Raw genomic sequence first — 16,231 nt, forward strand, 5'->3', positions numbered from 1 at the left:
AACGAAATGGAGGATTTTAAATGAGTAAAAGCAAATTGCCATTAACGAAAATAAAATTACTGAACCCTGAGTTTCCTAATAAATCAACTGGAATTATTAATGGCCAATCTTCCGGGTTATTGAATTGGAATGACATCGCTTATCCACAAATGTATGAGCTATATCAAACCTTACTGTCTAATTTTTGGAAGGCGCAAGAAATCAACATGCAGGATGATATTAAACAATGGGATCTCTTAAGTGACATTGAGAAGGATGTTTTTTTACGAATTAATACACAGTTAGCCTCATTAGACAGCCTGCAAACTCCTACTATGAGTCAAGTACTGGATTATGTAACGGATTCTAGCTTTAAAGCTATCTTCGCCGTTATTTCTCAGCAGGAAGCTGTGCATAATGAATCTTATTCCTATATCCTCAGCTCACTTGTCCCTTTAAGGGAACAGAATGAAAGGTTTAATCAGGCAAAAGATGATCCTGTTGTTCAAAAAAGAAACCAGATGATTTTAGATGCTTATGAAACATTCAGAGAGAACCCAACACCGCAACACTTGCTTGAATTATCCATTCACTCAGTTGTTTTAGAAGGAATATATTTTTACGCCGGTTTTGCCTTCTTCTATCATTTAGCAAGACAACAAAAAATGTTAAAAACGAGTACGATGATTAGCTACATCCAAAGAGATGAAATGCAGCATGCTTATTTTATTTCCCAGTTTGTGCGTATTTTGCTAGCAGAAAATCCTGAATTGAATACTGAAAAGAATATCGCATACATCTATCACATCATGGAGCAAGGAGTCCAATTTGAAAAAGAGTGGGCAGGCTATATTCTAAAAGATATTAAGGGAATTGATTTAACAGAATTTGAATCGTATGTAGAATATTTGGCAGATAAACGGTTGAGGCAATTAGGGCTAAGCAATCATTATAGTGTGGAAGAAAACCCGATGCCCTGGATTCACGTCTTCAGTGATGAAATGATTAATGAAACCAAATCTGACTTCTTTGAGCAAAAATCAAGAACCTATACAAAAGTGTCAGATTCAAATGGTTTTGATGAGCTATAGGTGGAAGTATGAAAATTTTGATTATCTATACATCCATAACAGGTAACACAGAACAGCTTATGCACCATATTGCAACAGAATTTGCAAGAGATACTCATGAAATAGACATTTTTCGAGTGAGTAACTTTTCTCTGCCTGATATAACCGATTATGATGTCGTACTCATTGGGACCTATTCATGGGGAAACGGTGACTTACCTATCGAAATGGAAGAGATATACGAAGCTTTTGAAGAACAGGAGGTTCAACATATCGTAACAGGAGTATTCGGAACAGGCGACCGTTTTTATCCTCATTTTTGCGGAGCTGTCGATTGTTTCAAGGATATGTTGTATTTTCACACCAAATTAGCTGTTACTTTAAAAGTGGAACTTATGCCACAGGAACAGGATATTCAAAAATGCAGAAAGTTTTATCATCTCGTCATGAACAAAGTAAAAGAAAAGAATTTATATTAGGACAAACTAATTCGTTTAAAAGTCTGTTTAAAAGTCTATGTAGTGCTGGTTTTCATTAGATAATGATTCTTATCAGAACGAGATCTTGCCTAACCCTCCTTTTTCTGCAAATTTCGGAAGTTACATCCCTTCATTCCTCATCTTTTATCCATTTTGGGTAATTCTTTCATAATTGGGCAACTTATAAATGAAAAGCACCTGATGATGTATATATGGAAAGGAGGGCTTGGGTACGAATGAATAGAAATCATTGGATTATCACTGGTGTTTCTGTATTAGTTGTTGTAGTTGTTTCCCTTGTTATTATTAGTCAAATTACTAATCCAAACGATGTGGCAGAACAGCCTGAAAATCAGACAACTCAGGAAAAGCAGGGAGATAATGGTAAGAATGCAGATGGAAAAACTCAATTTGAAGCTAAACATCAATCCTTTCAACATATGAAATATCCAGGTGACGTATCTCCGGAATTCTCTGCCGATGAATTAACGTCATCTCCCTCTAAAAACTGGATTACCAATGGAGGGAATATTTCAAATGGTCGCTTTTCCCAGTTAGACCAAATCAATACCTCAAATGTTTCTAACCTGAAAGCTGAATGGGTCACAAGCATGGGCTCAGGATATAAGTTTAAATACTCAGGTGAATCAACCCCGATTGTTTATGACGGGGTTATGTTTAATATAACGGGTGCAAATGATGTGCAAGCGATAAATGCTAAAACAGGTGAAATCATTTGGGAGTTTCAGCCAGAGCTTGCGGACGGGTTAGATACCGTATGCTGTGGATGGACCAGTCGTGGACTTGCTTTAGGAGATGGAAAAGTGTTTGTTGGTCTTTTGGATGCCAGATTAGTCGCCTTAGATCAAAAAACAGGTAAGGTCGAATGGGAAACAGAAGTAGACGAGTGGGAAAAAGGCTATAATATTACAAGTGCCCCTCTTTACTATGACGGAAAAGTCTATACAGGAATTGCAGGTGGCGAATATGGAATACGTGGGTATGTTGCGGCTTATGACGCAAAAATAGGCAGACAAATATGGAGAACCTATACCATCCCAGGTCCTGGTGAAGAAGGACATGATACCTGGCAACAGGATAACAATAGCTGGTTAACCGGAGGAGCGCCTGTATGGCAGACACCAGCGATAGATCCAGAATTAGGACAGATTTACTTTTCTACAGGAAATGCTTCACCTGACTTAGATGGAAGTAATCGTAAAGGGGATAACCTTTTTGCCAATTCGATTGTCGCACTTGATGCAGACTCAGGTGAACGTAAATGGCATTTCCAGGAGGTGCACCATGATATATGGGATTTAGATGCCGCAAATCCCGTTGTTTTATTTGATGCAGAGGTTGATGGTGAAATGAGAAAAGGAATTGCTCAGGCAGGAAAAACAGGGTGGGTATACATTTTAGACCGAACAAGTGGAAAACCACTTATTGGAATTGAAGAGAAGGAAGTACCTCAAAGTGAAAAACAAAACACATCTCCTACCCAGCCATTTCCCAAGGGGGATAATTTTGTACCACAGCAAGTAACAGAAGAAGATGCAAAACGTGATTTACCAGAAGAATTTGATGGTAAAATTGGTCGATTATTTACACCATTCTGGGATGAGCCTATGACAGTCAAGCCTTCCCCTCAAGGTGGAGGGAACTGGCCACCATCTGCTTATAATCCAAATACCGAATATTTGTATGTACTCGGAAATGACAACTACTTTTCCTATGCTCATTATGCTGATGATGAAGAAAACAGCTTTGATGAAGGGAAAGAATATTTAGGAAGTGTCTGGCAGCCCGTAGAAGAATCTCCTAGTCGCAGTACCGTTACAGCCATTGATATCAAAACAAATAAAATTGTGTGGCAGAAAAATTGGGATTCAATCGCCTATAGTGGTGTATTAACAACGAAAGGGAATCTCGTTTTTGTTGGTCACAATGATGGACGAATCATTGCATATGATGCAACCACTGGTGATCACTTATGGGAGTTCAAAACCGATGCAGGAGCAAATGCTCCACCGATAACGTACGAAATAGATGGAAAACAATATATCTCGATTTTCTCTGCTGGAAACTCCCTTGCTGGTACACAACATGGAGATAAAATTTATACGTTTTCACTGGAGGGGAAATACGATTCCCTGGAAGATATTCCAGAGGAAGATATCAACACTTCACCATTAGCTGAAAAACGGGAAGAACACGAAGAACATGAAGATCAGGACTCAGATAAAACGCAGGACGAAGGAAACGCAGCATTAGACCAAGGACGTACCATTTATGAAAACAACTGCTTATCCTGTCACGGTGATCAAGGTGCAGGTGGCCATAATGGACCAAGCATTAAAAAGAGCGATATTGTAAAGAATCGGGAAAAGCTAATTGAACAAATTAAAAATGGAGGCGGAGGTATGCCGCCATTTAAAGGTACGCTATCCGAGGATCAAATCAACGTTTTATCTGATTATATTATGGAAAAATTAGCTACGAAGGAATAAAAATAAGGTAATCGCCCTCTTTATTGGGACGATTACCTTTTCACTTAATCCGCAGATACTTCTTTTGTTAAGGATAACTGTAATAGTCTGTCGTCTTTAGCAGTAGGTTCACCACGCTGATCATTGTTACTTGTAATAGTAAAGATGCTGTCATTTTCAACTAGAACATCACGTAACCTGCCTGCATCATCATAAAATTCATTAATGGTACCATCTTTAATATCATAAGTAAAAAGCTGTTGACCGGCTAAGGATGCTACATAAAGCTTTCCATCAAAAAACGCCATACCAGCAGGTGCCCAAGTGTCTTCACCTGAATGGGCAATCGGTGGTTTCATACCTGCAGCTTCTTCATCTCCTATAATTTTCGGCCAACCATAGTTTTGACCTGCTTCAATCTGATTAATTTCGTCATGCCCATCACCACCATGCTCTGAACTATAGAGATTACCTTCCTTGTCCCAGGCTAGTCCTTGTGCATTACGATGACCATAAGAATAAACATAAGAGTTTTCAAAAGGATTATCTTGTGGGATTTCCCCATTTACATCCATTCGTAAAATCTTTCCCGCTAAACTATCTAAATCCTGTGCTAATTGGGCTTGATTCGTATCACCAGTAGTGGCATATAACATACCATCAGGCCCAAATTTCAATCTGCCACCATTATTGATTTCTCCACCTGGAATATCTTCTAAGAGGACATCCTCCTCTTCCCAAGTATTCTCATTTAGAGTTAGAGAAACGATTCGGTTCATTACTTCTCCATTCTTGGAATAGGAATGATAGGCATAGGCCCTATTTGTTGTATCAAATTCAGGATCTAGCGTAAAGCCAAGAAATCCAGCTTCACCTTCATGCAGAATATCCTCTGAAACTTTAACATCCTGAACTTCTACCAGACCTAATTCACCATTAATTTCAATAACTGTTCCCTCCCTTTGACTCAAAAAAAATGTTCCACCATTTTTGTTTATCGTCCAGGGAATAAATAAATGATTAGCCTCTATACTACCATCATCAGAAGCCACAACTTCAATGGAATCCTCTGAAACTTCAACAGCATCCTGATTATACGGGTCATTTGTCTGTAATTGTCCATCCGTTTCTGCATTATCATTAGGCTGATGTTGATTCAATACAGTTACAACTACTACAATTCCTATAATAAGAACTAATCCCAGGGAACTAAGATAGATAGATTTTTTCAATTCAAACACCTCTGAATTCTTTTATTTTTACCTAGCATGTACAGAAGTTAGAATATTTAAACGCTTTTTATAAATATTTAAATTAATAGTGCGTCTTTTTTATGAAAAGCGCGAATATTTCCTAAATATTTGGACAAAATGGCTACTATTGAAAACAAAAAATTTTTGGAGGTATGTTTGATGAAAAAAGGAATATTACTAGTTACTCTAGTATTTTCAGCCTTAACCATTACCGCTTGTGGAGGTGAAGATGAAAATTCTAGAGATGACACTACCCCATCTAATCAAGATATTGAAAGCCAAGAAGTTATGAGCATGAATGACATGGAATCTCAAATGGATGAACTAGAGTATACGGCAGTTGACTTTGATGTTTTATATGAAGATACTGAGTTTGAAGGTGAAATTGAAAATGATGATGGTTTAATAGAAGCAGAATTTTATGATACGAATAAGAAGCTTGAAGAACGAGGAGCACCTGCTTTTGATACGATGTTTCCTTTAATTAAAAATCTGGAAGTTACCGAGGAAATGACAGATGAGGAAGCCATTCAAAGAGCAATTAAAATCTTCGAGCTGTCTGAAGATTTCCTTAAGGCGGAGTTAACGGTTGTTTTTTCTGATGGAAATGAAAAAGTTTTTGAAGTGAAAAATAATGAAGTTTAAAAACCACAAAAGTATGGAAGATAGAAAGCCTGTGAATGAGTACAGGCTTTCTTTTTTCTATGTAACATTTCCTAAAATAATTCATCTCTTCTATAGTCTGCATAAATAAACATAAAAAGTCCCCAAGTAGCAGAAGACTCTTCTTGTAATCATTCTACCTGGCAAGGGGAGGAAATCATCATGTAATATCTCTTGTTTCTATTAAGCGCTTCTTCTATTTATTGATAAACTTAAAAACGTTTTTCGCGATATCTGTGTTATCTATAAGACCTGAAAAGACTTCACTCTTTGGTCCATAGGCATATACAGGAACATCAACACCAGTGTGTCCGCCGGTTGTAAATCCTATGCCTGCACGTTTATTAAACACTTCAGAAATGGCACTGTATACATTATCAAAATCTTCTGTCTCTGCAGCTTCTTCAACTGATGCGATTTCCTCATCAGTAAATGATAAAGTCGAATATTGATGAAGGACATCTTCAGCATTCGCACCATTCATTATTTCTTCTGCCATAAATTCTGGTGTGCGTTCAGCAGCTTTAATCGCTTCAGGATACATATTGTAGTCACCATCGCGTCCGATAGAAAATCCTCCAGTTGAATGGTCAGCCGTTAGAACCACTTGGGTATGCTTGTCCTTTTTGGCAAATTCAATGACTGTTTCAAACGCTTTGGCTAAGTCATCCATTTCACTCATTGAACCGACTGCGTCATTAGCATGTGCCGCCCAGTCAATTTGACTGCCTTCTACCATCAGGAAGAAACCATCCTTCTCCTTATTAAGCTGTTCTAGCGCTTCACTTGTCATGTCCTCGAGGGATGGAGTAGAATCCTCACGATCGATAGCCTTAGGAAGCCCGACCGGTGCAAACAAACCAAGAAGATTTTTACTGTCGTTTGCCTTCAAATCTTCTTTATTGGTTACATAATTATAGCCAGCTTTTTGAAATTCTTCTGTCAAATCCCTTTCATCACGTTTAAAGTAGTCGGTTCCTCCGCCAAGGAGAACGTCTACTTTAGGTTGACCATTAAGCTTATCATCAAAATAATCATCAGCAATTTCATTATAATTATTTCTGGATTCATTGTGTGTACCAAATGCTGCCGGTGTTGCATGGTTAACTTGTGAAGTGGATACAAGTCCAGTAGCCATCCCCTTCTCTTTTGCAGCTTCCAAAACAGTACGGACAGACTTTTTGTCGTTATCAACTGCAATCGCTCCGTTGTATGTTTTGATAGCACCAGACATAGCGGTTGCAGCAGCTGCCGAATCTGTTACATTCTCTTCAGAATCTTCGGGATTTGTTACCGCATTCCCAACAAAATAGTTATCAAATACTGTTGATTCCATTTTTGGTGTGGAAGGATCATCATTCATATACCGATACGCTGTCGTAAATGACGGCCCCATACCATCGCCAATAAGGACAATCACATTCTTTACTTTTCCATTGTTGGAATAACGGTTTTTGTCTTTTCCATTTCCGAAAGCACTGGAGTCCGTACCGTAGGCTGTTAAAATGCCTCCAATTGCCAATACAGCTACAATTAACATAATCCATAGTCTGTTTTTCATCATGATCCTCCTTAGATCCATTTCTTATTGGAACAGTTACGTTCCACCCTTATAGTAGATGAATAGACTATTTTTTAAAATGGTAGATTTGTTGTGAATCTATCAAAAGATTGTAAAGAATATAAATACAATATAAAAATATATACATAAATTAGGCAATTGGCATGATTTATTTTAATAGAGCTGTAATAGTGATGTGAAAAATGAGAGAAACTTCATAGGCCTTCATTCTTTTATTCATTAGAATGACATACATGATTCCGTATTTCTCCATAGACCTTATTCCATTTTGAATAAATAAGAAGAGATGTCATCAGGATTGATAAAAACACACTCATGATAATTTCCCCTTCTGTATCGATTTCTTATTCCCCATACGTCTTTCGATAACCATAAAACGGTCGGTATCCTAATTGTTCATAAAACGTTCGAGATGTACTTGAAGCAAGCATTTCAATTCTGGTATTGGGATACAAATCATGAACATATTGAAGTAGTTTTTGTCCAAGGCCGTAACCCCGATAATCTTTTTGAACGAGTAATTCACAAACAAAAAGGGTCACGAACTGATCCGTAAGCCCTCTAATATATGCCACTAATTTTTCATCATCATAGACAACATATGTAACATTCGAATGCTTCCAGGCATTTTTTGTTTCCTGTCCATTTTTAACAAGATTAAGCCATTTTTCTTCCTTATTTAAATTTTGTATGAAGACTAAATCTCCCTCATTATATGGTTTTACAATTACTGTTTTTCCGTTTCTTAGCTTAAATGCCATATAAATCCCCTTCTTTCTGCGTTGAAATTTTTCTCCACAATCACATTTTTAGAACAAACTGTCCAAGCTAAAGTACTCCGTAAGTGGCTGTTTTCTTCCATCATTATGCCAATTGTGGTATTCCTTAAAAATTTGCATAATGTCATGACTAGCTCTTTCTTCAACTAACGATTGTACAGCAAGGTAACTGCGCCAATAATCATACATTATACTGGTTAAAGTACCCTGATAAGAAGCTGCTCCAAATTCATCTAATGAGTGGTCCCCATACTCTTCCTTAAATACTTTTACCAATTCCGATTCAACTTCTGTATCTTATGAAATTCCCTGTCACTTAGGGTTAATTTCCTTGATAAGTAGTCACACATCCCTTCCTCAAACCAAATGCTATCCTCTCTTTCACCATCAAACTCATCGACAAACAAATCTGAGTGATGTGTTAATTCATGTGCTACGATTGTAAACAAATGATTTTCTGAGAGGTTTTCATAGAACGCTTTAATTTTGGGTAGCTGAAGTCCCTTTAACGGCTGATTAAAAAAATTCCTCCAATCATATATATCGGGAGTGATATACATAATATTCTTATTTATGTACGCAGGGATGGGAACATTGGAAAACACAGTTGTCGCTAATTCTTCTGTTGTCCATACGATTGCTTTCGGTAAATCTCTTAAAGCATAATTTCTTTCTAATTCAACTTGATAGTTCTTTAATTTTTCATTAAATCTTTCAATGATATTTTGATATTTTTCATAGTCTTCTATATTTTCGAATGCAAAGATTTGTTTCATAGCAAATAAGACTCCCTCTTCTTTTTCTCTATTGATTTAACTTGAGTTTGATGAAGAATGACTGTATCGATCGTGACGAACCTTCCTTAACCTGTTGATTTCTTTTTCCGTTTACTCATATAGAATAAGATGGTAATTATTAATTGAATAAACGGCATCCAAATCACCCAGGGATATGGTGGATATTTACTGAAATACCAGGCATCTGGATAGAGGAAAATGGCACTTAAAAGCATCATACCCCAGGAGCGTAGAAGAACAACAGAACGGACACGATAAGCAGAGGATAAAATAAGTTTAGTGAACCTAATAAAAGACTCATAATAGCTTCCACGGAGACTCCTCCCTTAATAATGATGAAAATATTTCATCTATTTATATTAAAAGATAGCTATTTTGATCTGTATTTTGCTAACCTCAAGATTTCAGATTACATCTATCGTAATTACGTTGAATAAAACCACCAAGAACAAAACTTCAACGCATTTACAAGGAACAGCTAATCTAATGCTAACATAATTTTCAAACTTTTTAACAAATTGTGGTTGATTTTTTCTCGGTTATACTGTATATATAAATATATACACATAAACAATTTGTAAGGGGAGATATGATGAAGTTGCTATGGGCATATACTTTGGTGTTTATTCTTTCTGCGACCCCATTTCTTGAGGCCTATGGAATTATTCCTGTTGCAGCTATAGCGGGGTTATCTATAACTGTTGTTATGGTACTTGGGTTAGTCGGCAATATTTTGACCGTTCTACTGGTTATTCTGTTCATTAATCAGATCAAAACCTGGCGAAAGAAAAAAAGAGTAGAGAGAAAACATAAAGAAAGCAAACGATCCGTAAGAGCGCAAAATCTATGGAAAAAATTCGGATTACCTGGGTTAGCTATATTTGGTCCATTATTCGTCGGAAGTCATTTAACAGCTTTGTTTAGCATGTCATTAGGTGGAACGAAAAAGAAGACATTTGCTTGGATGGCTGCAAGTATCACAACATGGAGTATTGCTTTTACCGTGTTGTTACAATCTGGAATTGACCTTATGAATATAGAAAACCGAGGTCTAATTAACTATTTTAAGATGAATCAATAAAACAAAAGAGGTGAAAACTTTGGTTAAAGATGCAGTCTGGTTGGCCGCAAAAGAATATAAACAGCATTTCATTCCGGTTATATTCACGTTTCTCGCTAGTATCGTTCTTGGACTTATCATAGGGAGTTATCTTGCAAAGCCTGATCATTTCATTATTAAATTTAACGCTACTCCGTTAACTCCTTTCGTGATTGATTTTATTCTTATTGGTACTGCTCCTGCCTTTAGCACTCTATTTATGTCCAAACCTTATTTAAGCTACAATTCGGCAAAGCATAATCCATATGTAAAGCGGATGGCGGTGCTTCGTTCCTTACCGATTAGGCTTTCTGTCTTAGCTTTAAGTCGAACCATTTTTATGCTTATGACTTTGCTAACGATGTCAATTGCCTATTTAGGAACAATTGCTTTTATCGTCATTACATTTCCAGATCATTTTTTTCAGCTACTGACAGCAGGTGAGTTTTTCACGTTTATAATCGTCTGGTTTGGTTTCATCCTTACAATTGGTGGTATGAACCCCTATATCGAATACGGGACAAATGGAAAAACACTGCATTTTATGCCCTTTATTTATATAGGGATATTATTTATGGTTGAAATCATGTTTTATCAGTTTTTCAATCAAGGAATACTGGAAATCATTTCTGAATTAGTAGAAAAGATCGGGTGGCCGATTGGTGCATTATCTATCATTATAGGAATAATAGGCTGCTATGGGTGGAACAAATTACTGGAGTATCGTCTGGCAAATAAAGATTATATGTAGAAGGGAGTGGTTTCTCTATGAGAATACCAATCCAAGTCTCCGAAGAAAATCGGGAACCCATTTATCATCAAGTCGAAACACAAATTAAAGCACTCATTGTTGGTGGTAAACTTCCACCAGGTACTCCACTTCCTTCCATAAGAGCATTGGCAAGTGATTTGGGCTGCAGCGTTATTACAACAAGAAGAACTTATCAAAATTTACAAGCTGACGGATTTATTCAGACCATTCAGGGTAAAGGGACTTTTGTTCGTGAAATGGAAAGTACACGAATGGAAAAGACCAAACAAAAAGTCGTTTATGAAGCTTTTGAGAAAGCTATTCAGCAGGGCAAACAAGTTGGTTTTTCAAAAGAGGATATGAAGGCTATCTTTTCAACTATTATAAAGAAAAATTTTACTAATGGGGGATGACCATGCAAAATTTACTCTTACAAGTAAAAGGATTAAGCAAAAATTTTAATACGTTTAAACTTGGACCACTTGATTTATACGTTAAACAGGGAATTGTTACTGGATTAGTCGGAGCTAATGGTTCCGGGAAAACGACATTGTTTAGATTGTTGATGAAGCTTATGAAAGAAGATGCAGGACACATTCAGTTCTTTGGACGTAATTGGACGGAAAATGAATCCACTTGGAAAGAGAAGGTTGGATATGCTGGGGAATTACTTGATGCTTACGATTTTTTACCCATTAAGGAACTCAAAAAGCTTATCTCTCCCTGGTATCCAAATTGGAATAATCAGCAATTTGAGTATTTGAGCAAGCGTTATCAAATTAATTTGGAAGAAAAATACGAAAAATGCTCAAATGGTACGAAAAAAAAGATAGATTTTATTTTCGCTCTCTGTCATGATCCTTCCCTCCTCCTTTTAGACGAACCAACTGCTGGTGTTGACATTGTGTCACGACGAAAAATGAAAGAGGATTTAATACGGTTTATGGAAGATGATGAAAAAAGTATCGTTCTGGCCACACATACTATTGATGAAATTAATCAGCTTTGTGACGAGATTATAGTGTTGGATTCAGGTAAAATCATTCATTCTTACAATAAAGATGACATTTATGATAACTGGGCAAGAGTCTGGATATCTAATCTAACACAAGATTTGAAGAATCATCCAAACGTGATACATTACGAATTAACTCCTCCACAAATCGTGACCAACCATATGGATGAGCTTGAATCAGTATTACAGGCAGAACAGATTACTAGTCTTCAAGTCCAAAGACTATCAATGGAAGAAGTTCTGGAGTATATAATCGAGTACTCATAGTGAAATAACGAAAGGAAACGTAATAATCGGGTTTCCTTTTGATCTGCCTCGCGCAAATATTTTATCTACTCATTCACTTGCTCTACTCTTTGCTTAGATACACTTTTACGTTTCTTACATACTAGAAGCCTGCATCCTTCAAACGAATGCAGGCTTCATTTTATTAATCTTATTTAAACAAATCCCATAACCGATCCCAGAATCCTTTTTCCTCTTCTTCGGGTTGTTCATTTTCCTCTACTTCATCATCTTTCTTAATACTTTCTGTTTTGATGACAAACTGTACAGAACTTACCTTTTCATTCTTTGATGAAACAAATGAAACAGGATTAAAATCAGATTTGTCGTATTCATTCATCATGTTATCTATTTCATTTTGCATTTCGTCAGGTAAATCACTTGTTGATTCAGCTAATTCATTTGTACCTTCATGAAGTTCACTTACACCATTTTCCAACTCACTTGTTCCATCCGTTAAATCTGTGATGCCTCCATGCAGCTTATCATAAGATGATGATAATTCGGATACACCATCTGTATAATCCACTAAACCTGAATGGAACTCTTTATATTTAGTAGAAAGTTCACTTAAACCTTGCTGCAATTGTTTCATGGATTTGTTCAAATTCGAGTTTTCTAGACTTTTGACCATAGTTTCTAAATTTGTTCTCATTTCAGTAAGTGATTCTTTCACACCATTTAATGTAGGTTCAACTGCATGAAATGCTTTTATATTATCAGCATAAGTTTTTTTCATTTCCTGGGTTTTCTCATAGCTTTGGACCAATTTCTTTTTAACTTCAGGATTTATTTCGCTCTGTTTTAATTCTTGTATATCGTTTGGAGATATATTAGGAATTTTATTTATTGATTGGTCTAAAGCACTAAAGGCCTCTGAATAGTTATTCTTTAAATCAGATAAACCATCTTCCGTTTCTTTTAAACCATTCGCAATTTCCTTAAGACCATTTTGTAAGTCCGCTAGATTACCTGAATTATTATCATCAGAACCATCTTGCAATGACTGACTCATGTCTTCCAGAGCTGTATCAATCCCTTTGGATCCCTCAATCAAATCTGAGGAGCCATTATCAAGTTCATGGATACCCTTTTTATATTCGCCAGAACCTTCCTGTAAGTCTTTAGCACCATTATTCAGTTCAGCAATTCCATCATTAAGCTCTCCAACGCCATCATTAATTTCTGCTGTGGCATCTGAAAGTGACTTCATATCCTCTGTCATTTCATCAGAATCTGGTTCATCAACAGACATGGAAGACGGCATCCCTGTAATTTCTATACTTTCCATTTCTAAATCTTTAACATCCGCTTTGACCACAAAGCTCTCTTCTTTTTCAGGCATAACCGTAAAGGTCACTTGTTTATTCTTTCCGGAGCTTGCAACCATACCCTTTTCCGTTTTGATATTTTGATAGATTTCTGAATCAAAAGGAAGCGAAATTTGCAGCATATAGTTCTCAAAAAAGCTTGAATCAGCGTCTTCATTTTCTTTCGTTTCAATATGAATCTCTAGCTTCCCATCTTTACCCAATAACTCTTCTGGTGATAAAGATTGACCGTTTAATTTGTAGGAAACCTTTATATCCCATGGTAAAGCTTGACCTTTTAAATTTCCCTGGTAATAAAATTGGTCTTCTGATGCATTAAACTTTACTTGGTTATCGTTCAACTTCATAACTTTTAAATTGGTTAGATTTTCAACATTTGTATATGGACCATAGTCAACCATTTTCCCAGGTTGATCTACTTTGAAATTGTTAACCACATACATCTCTTTCTGTTCACCATTTGCATTTAAGTTGGCATAAACGACTTCGCTTTTCTCAGCATAGGACCCTTCTTTTGGTGACCCGTTTTCTTCTGAGGAAGAATCGTTTGTTGTTGCTGATGCAAAGGTAGTCGGTATGACAAGAACACCTGCCATCATTAACGCGGATAAGCGTTTCAATTTCATCATTATTCCCCTCCCTTATAGAAGTTTGCTTTTAGTGTTGTTTTTCTAATCACACGATCGAATATAACCAGCATTGCAGGTATTACAAATACAACCATAATAAATGCAAGTAACGCACCTCTGCCTAATAGTAAACCGATTGAAGATACAATTGGGTTTGATGATGTGAGCGACAAAATAAACCCAACGCTCGATAAGATGGCTGCAGAAATAAAGATAGCAAAAATCTTACCATCAATTGTTTTCTTAATGGCTTCCATAGCTGGCATTTCCCGACGATGATTTCGGTAATTTTCCGTAAACAGAATACCGTAATCAACAGTTGCAGCAAGCTGTACCGTGCTGACAATTAAATAGCCAACATAAACTAACGATGAATCCATAAAATATGGAACCGATAAGTTTAACCATACAGCTGATTGAATCGTCAGTAATAACACAACGGGAATAGATATAGATTTGAACGTGACAAGTAATACAATTGCAATCGCAATAATTGTAAGCAAGTTCACGACTGTATTATCCTGTTCAACCGTATGCTTCATATCATACAAGGTTACACTTTCACCAAGCAGATGAACTTCATCATAATAGGATTTTGCTGTTTCCTTAACATCCTCAATTAAGGAAAATGCCGCCTCTCCTTCAGAATCCGTCTCAGTATTTAGTGTGATTCGAGTGTAGTTATCTGAGTAAAATTGCTCTGTCATCGATTCCTCTAAATAATCAGGTGGAATAGCTGAACTTACAGTATTCACATAGGACACCACATTGGAGACATGAGGAAGGTCCTCTAAATGCTGAACAAGCTCTTCCTCTTTTGCCATATCCCCTTTTGGAACGAGGACAACCATTGGCGTATTTTTCCCAAATGCTTCTTGAACAGCGGCCGTATCAGCACCTGCCCGCGTAGTTTCAGGCTGTTCACCTGTACCATATATAAAATTGGTTTGGGCTTGAGCTAAAAATGCTGGGACGATTAAGAGTAAGAGTAGAATAAAACTTGGAATCCTGAATTTCATAACCCATTTACCAACATTTTTTAAGTCCGGCACAAACGGTTTATGTTGTGTGCGATCAATCCATTTATAAAACATTAATGTTAATGCAGGTAAAAACACAATCACACTGATAAAGCTTAGCACAATTCCTTTTACCAGGTTAAGGCCTAAGTCAGCACCAATTCCAAAATCCATAAATGTTAGCGCAATGAAACCGAAAAACGTTGTCGATGCACTCGCTGCAATAGCTGGAAACGATTGTTTAATCGCTAACTGCATGGCTTCATTTGGACTTGATACTTGTTTACGATAATCAGAAAAACTATGGAGTAAAAAGATGGCATAATCCAACGATACGGCCAGTTGTAATATAGGTGCTACCGATTGGGTTACAAAAGAGATTTCGCCGATAAAAATATTTGTTCCTAAATTAATTAATACCGAAATGCCAATCGCTGTTAAAAAGAATAACGGTTCCATCCAGGAATTTGTGGATAGAATTAAAATGATAATAATGATTGGAACTAATATAGCCGCTGCATTAAAAGACTCCTGCCCGGCCATTTTTTGTGAAGTTGCTGTATCTACCGCTTCACCTGTAATAGCATTTTCCTCCCCAATCAAATCATATATTTGATCGGTTATGTTAACTTCATCCCCTTCACGTATATGAATCGAGAATAAAGCTGCTTTATCTTTATAATAAGACTCTACTGTATCCTCGTCTGCCATTTCAACAGGTGTCTTGACATCGATTACGTCATCTAACCAGGTAACGTTTGAAACTCCCTCAATGGCTTCCAATTGTTCTTTATATGATAAAGCCTCGGTAATGGAAACATCACGAACCATTACTCTTGCATTAGCAATTGGCTCATCAAATTCTTCTTCCATTAAATCCATTGCTTCCATGGATGGTGAATCATCAGGTAAATAATCAACCATATTGTAATTGACGGAAACACCAAATTGCGCAATTGTACTTATGAGCGCAATCAGAACAAATGCGATAACAATGGACTTTTTGCGTTT

Annotated in this window: 15 protein-coding genes; 8 read left to right on the forward strand and 7 right to left on the reverse strand. The window is 36.7% G+C overall.

What is annotated here, in order from left to right; all coding sequences use genetic code 11:
• Nucleotides 1-20: 20 nt before the first annotated feature.
• From BMX63_RS09365 to BMX63_RS09375, 3 genes are all read left to right on the forward strand, one after another.
• Nucleotides 21-1,070, forward strand: coding sequence for a ribonucleotide-diphosphate reductase subunit beta (locus tag BMX63_RS09365; protein WP_093134596.1), 1,050 nt, complete (start codon nucleotides 21-23; stop codon nucleotides 1,068-1,070).
• An 8-nt stretch (nucleotides 1,071-1,078) separates the two neighbouring features.
• On the forward strand, nucleotides 1,079-1,528 hold the full coding sequence (locus tag BMX63_RS09370) for a flavodoxin domain-containing protein (protein WP_093134598.1): 450 nt from the start codon (nucleotides 1,079-1,081) through the stop codon (nucleotides 1,526-1,528).
• A 236-nt stretch (nucleotides 1,529-1,764) separates the two neighbouring features.
• Complete coding sequence (locus BMX63_RS09375; RefSeq protein WP_093134601.1) at nucleotides 1,765-4,038, forward strand: outer membrane protein assembly factor BamB family protein; 2,274 nt, start codon at nucleotides 1,765-1,767, stop codon at nucleotides 4,036-4,038.
• A gap of 44 nt (nucleotides 4,039-4,082) precedes the next feature.
• On the opposite strand, the gene BMX63_RS09380 is transcribed toward BMX63_RS09375, so the two are convergent.
• On the reverse strand, nucleotides 4,083-5,249 hold the full coding sequence (locus tag BMX63_RS09380; protein ID WP_093134603.1) for a PQQ-dependent sugar dehydrogenase: 1,167 nt from the start codon (nucleotides 5,247-5,249) through the stop codon (nucleotides 4,083-4,085).
• Nucleotides 5,250-5,429: 180 nt separating this feature from the next.
• On the opposite strand from BMX63_RS09380, the gene BMX63_RS09385 reads away from it, so the two are divergent.
• The gene (locus BMX63_RS09385) at nucleotides 5,430-5,915 is read left to right on the forward strand and encodes a YusW family protein (RefSeq protein WP_093134606.1); all 486 of its coding nucleotides are present in this window, start codon (nucleotides 5,430-5,432) and stop codon (nucleotides 5,913-5,915) included.
• Between the two features lie 214 nt (nucleotides 5,916-6,129).
• Here the strand turns inward: BMX63_RS09385 and BMX63_RS09390 are convergent, their stop codons facing one another.
• The 4 genes from BMX63_RS09390 to BMX63_RS09400 all read right to left on the reverse strand — a co-directional run bounded on the left by BMX63_RS09390 (nucleotide 6,130) and on the right by BMX63_RS09400 (nucleotide 9,070).
• The gene (locus BMX63_RS09390) at nucleotides 6,130-7,494 is read right to left on the reverse strand and encodes an alkaline phosphatase (RefSeq protein WP_093134609.1); all 1,365 of its coding nucleotides are present in this window, start codon (nucleotides 7,492-7,494) and stop codon (nucleotides 6,130-6,132) included.
• A gap of 365 nt (nucleotides 7,495-7,859) precedes the next feature.
• A complete protein-coding gene (locus tag BMX63_RS09395) occupies nucleotides 7,860-8,276 on the reverse strand; it encodes a GNAT family N-acetyltransferase (protein WP_093134612.1) in 417 nt (138 codons plus the stop codon).
• Nucleotides 8,277-8,324: 48 nt separating this feature from the next.
• Complete coding sequence (locus tag BMX63_RS18485; protein WP_245732795.1) at nucleotides 8,325-8,570, reverse strand: hypothetical protein; 246 nt, start codon at nucleotides 8,568-8,570, stop codon at nucleotides 8,325-8,327.
• Nucleotides 8,564-9,070, reverse strand: coding sequence for a hypothetical protein (locus tag BMX63_RS09400; protein WP_245732796.1), 507 nt, complete (start codon nucleotides 9,068-9,070; stop codon nucleotides 8,564-8,566). The genes BMX63_RS18485 and BMX63_RS09400 overlap by 7 nt, the downstream gene beginning before the upstream one ends.
• A gap of 613 nt (nucleotides 9,071-9,683) precedes the next feature.
• On the opposite strand from BMX63_RS09400, the gene BMX63_RS09410 reads away from it, so the two are divergent.
• From BMX63_RS09410 to BMX63_RS09425, 4 genes are read left to right on the forward strand one after another with little or no spacing between them, the layout of a single operon-like run.
• Complete coding sequence (locus BMX63_RS09410) at nucleotides 9,684-10,172, forward strand: small multi-drug export protein (RefSeq protein WP_245732797.1); 489 nt, start codon at nucleotides 9,684-9,686, stop codon at nucleotides 10,170-10,172.
• Nucleotides 10,173-10,191: 19 nt separating this feature from the next.
• Nucleotides 10,192-10,941, forward strand: coding sequence for a transporter (locus tag BMX63_RS09415; protein ID WP_093134617.1), 750 nt, complete (start codon nucleotides 10,192-10,194; stop codon nucleotides 10,939-10,941).
• Between the two features lie 17 nt (nucleotides 10,942-10,958).
• Nucleotides 10,959-11,354, forward strand: a complete 396-nt coding sequence (locus BMX63_RS09420; RefSeq protein WP_093134619.1) for a GntR family transcriptional regulator — start codon at nucleotides 10,959-10,961, stop codon at nucleotides 11,352-11,354.
• Between the two features lie 2 nt (nucleotides 11,355-11,356).
• Nucleotides 11,357-12,223 carry an ABC transporter ATP-binding protein gene (locus BMX63_RS09425; protein ID WP_177167252.1) on the forward strand — a complete coding sequence of 289 codons (867 nt, stop codon included), beginning with the start codon at nucleotides 11,357-11,359 and terminating at the stop codon, nucleotides 12,221-12,223.
• A gap of 169 nt (nucleotides 12,224-12,392) precedes the next feature.
• Here BMX63_RS09425 and BMX63_RS09430 read toward each other — a convergent pair whose 3' ends face one another.
• Nucleotides 12,393-14,201 carry a YhgE/Pip domain-containing protein gene (locus BMX63_RS09430; protein ID WP_342732289.1) on the reverse strand — a complete coding sequence of 603 codons (1,809 nt, stop codon included), beginning with the start codon at nucleotides 14,199-14,201 and terminating at the stop codon, nucleotides 12,393-12,395.
• The gene (locus BMX63_RS09435) at nucleotides 14,201-16,144 is read right to left on the reverse strand and encodes an efflux RND transporter permease subunit (RefSeq protein WP_245732798.1); all 1,944 of its coding nucleotides are present in this window, start codon (nucleotides 16,142-16,144) and stop codon (nucleotides 14,201-14,203) included. The genes BMX63_RS09430 and BMX63_RS09435 overlap by 1 nt, the downstream gene beginning before the upstream one ends.
• Between the last annotated feature and the right edge of the window lie 87 nt (nucleotides 16,145-16,231).

This window comes from Salinibacillus kushneri (assembly GCF_900111405.1).
Taxonomy (GTDB): Bacteria; Bacillota; Bacilli; order Bacillales; family Alkalibacillaceae; genus Salinibacillus; species Salinibacillus kushneri.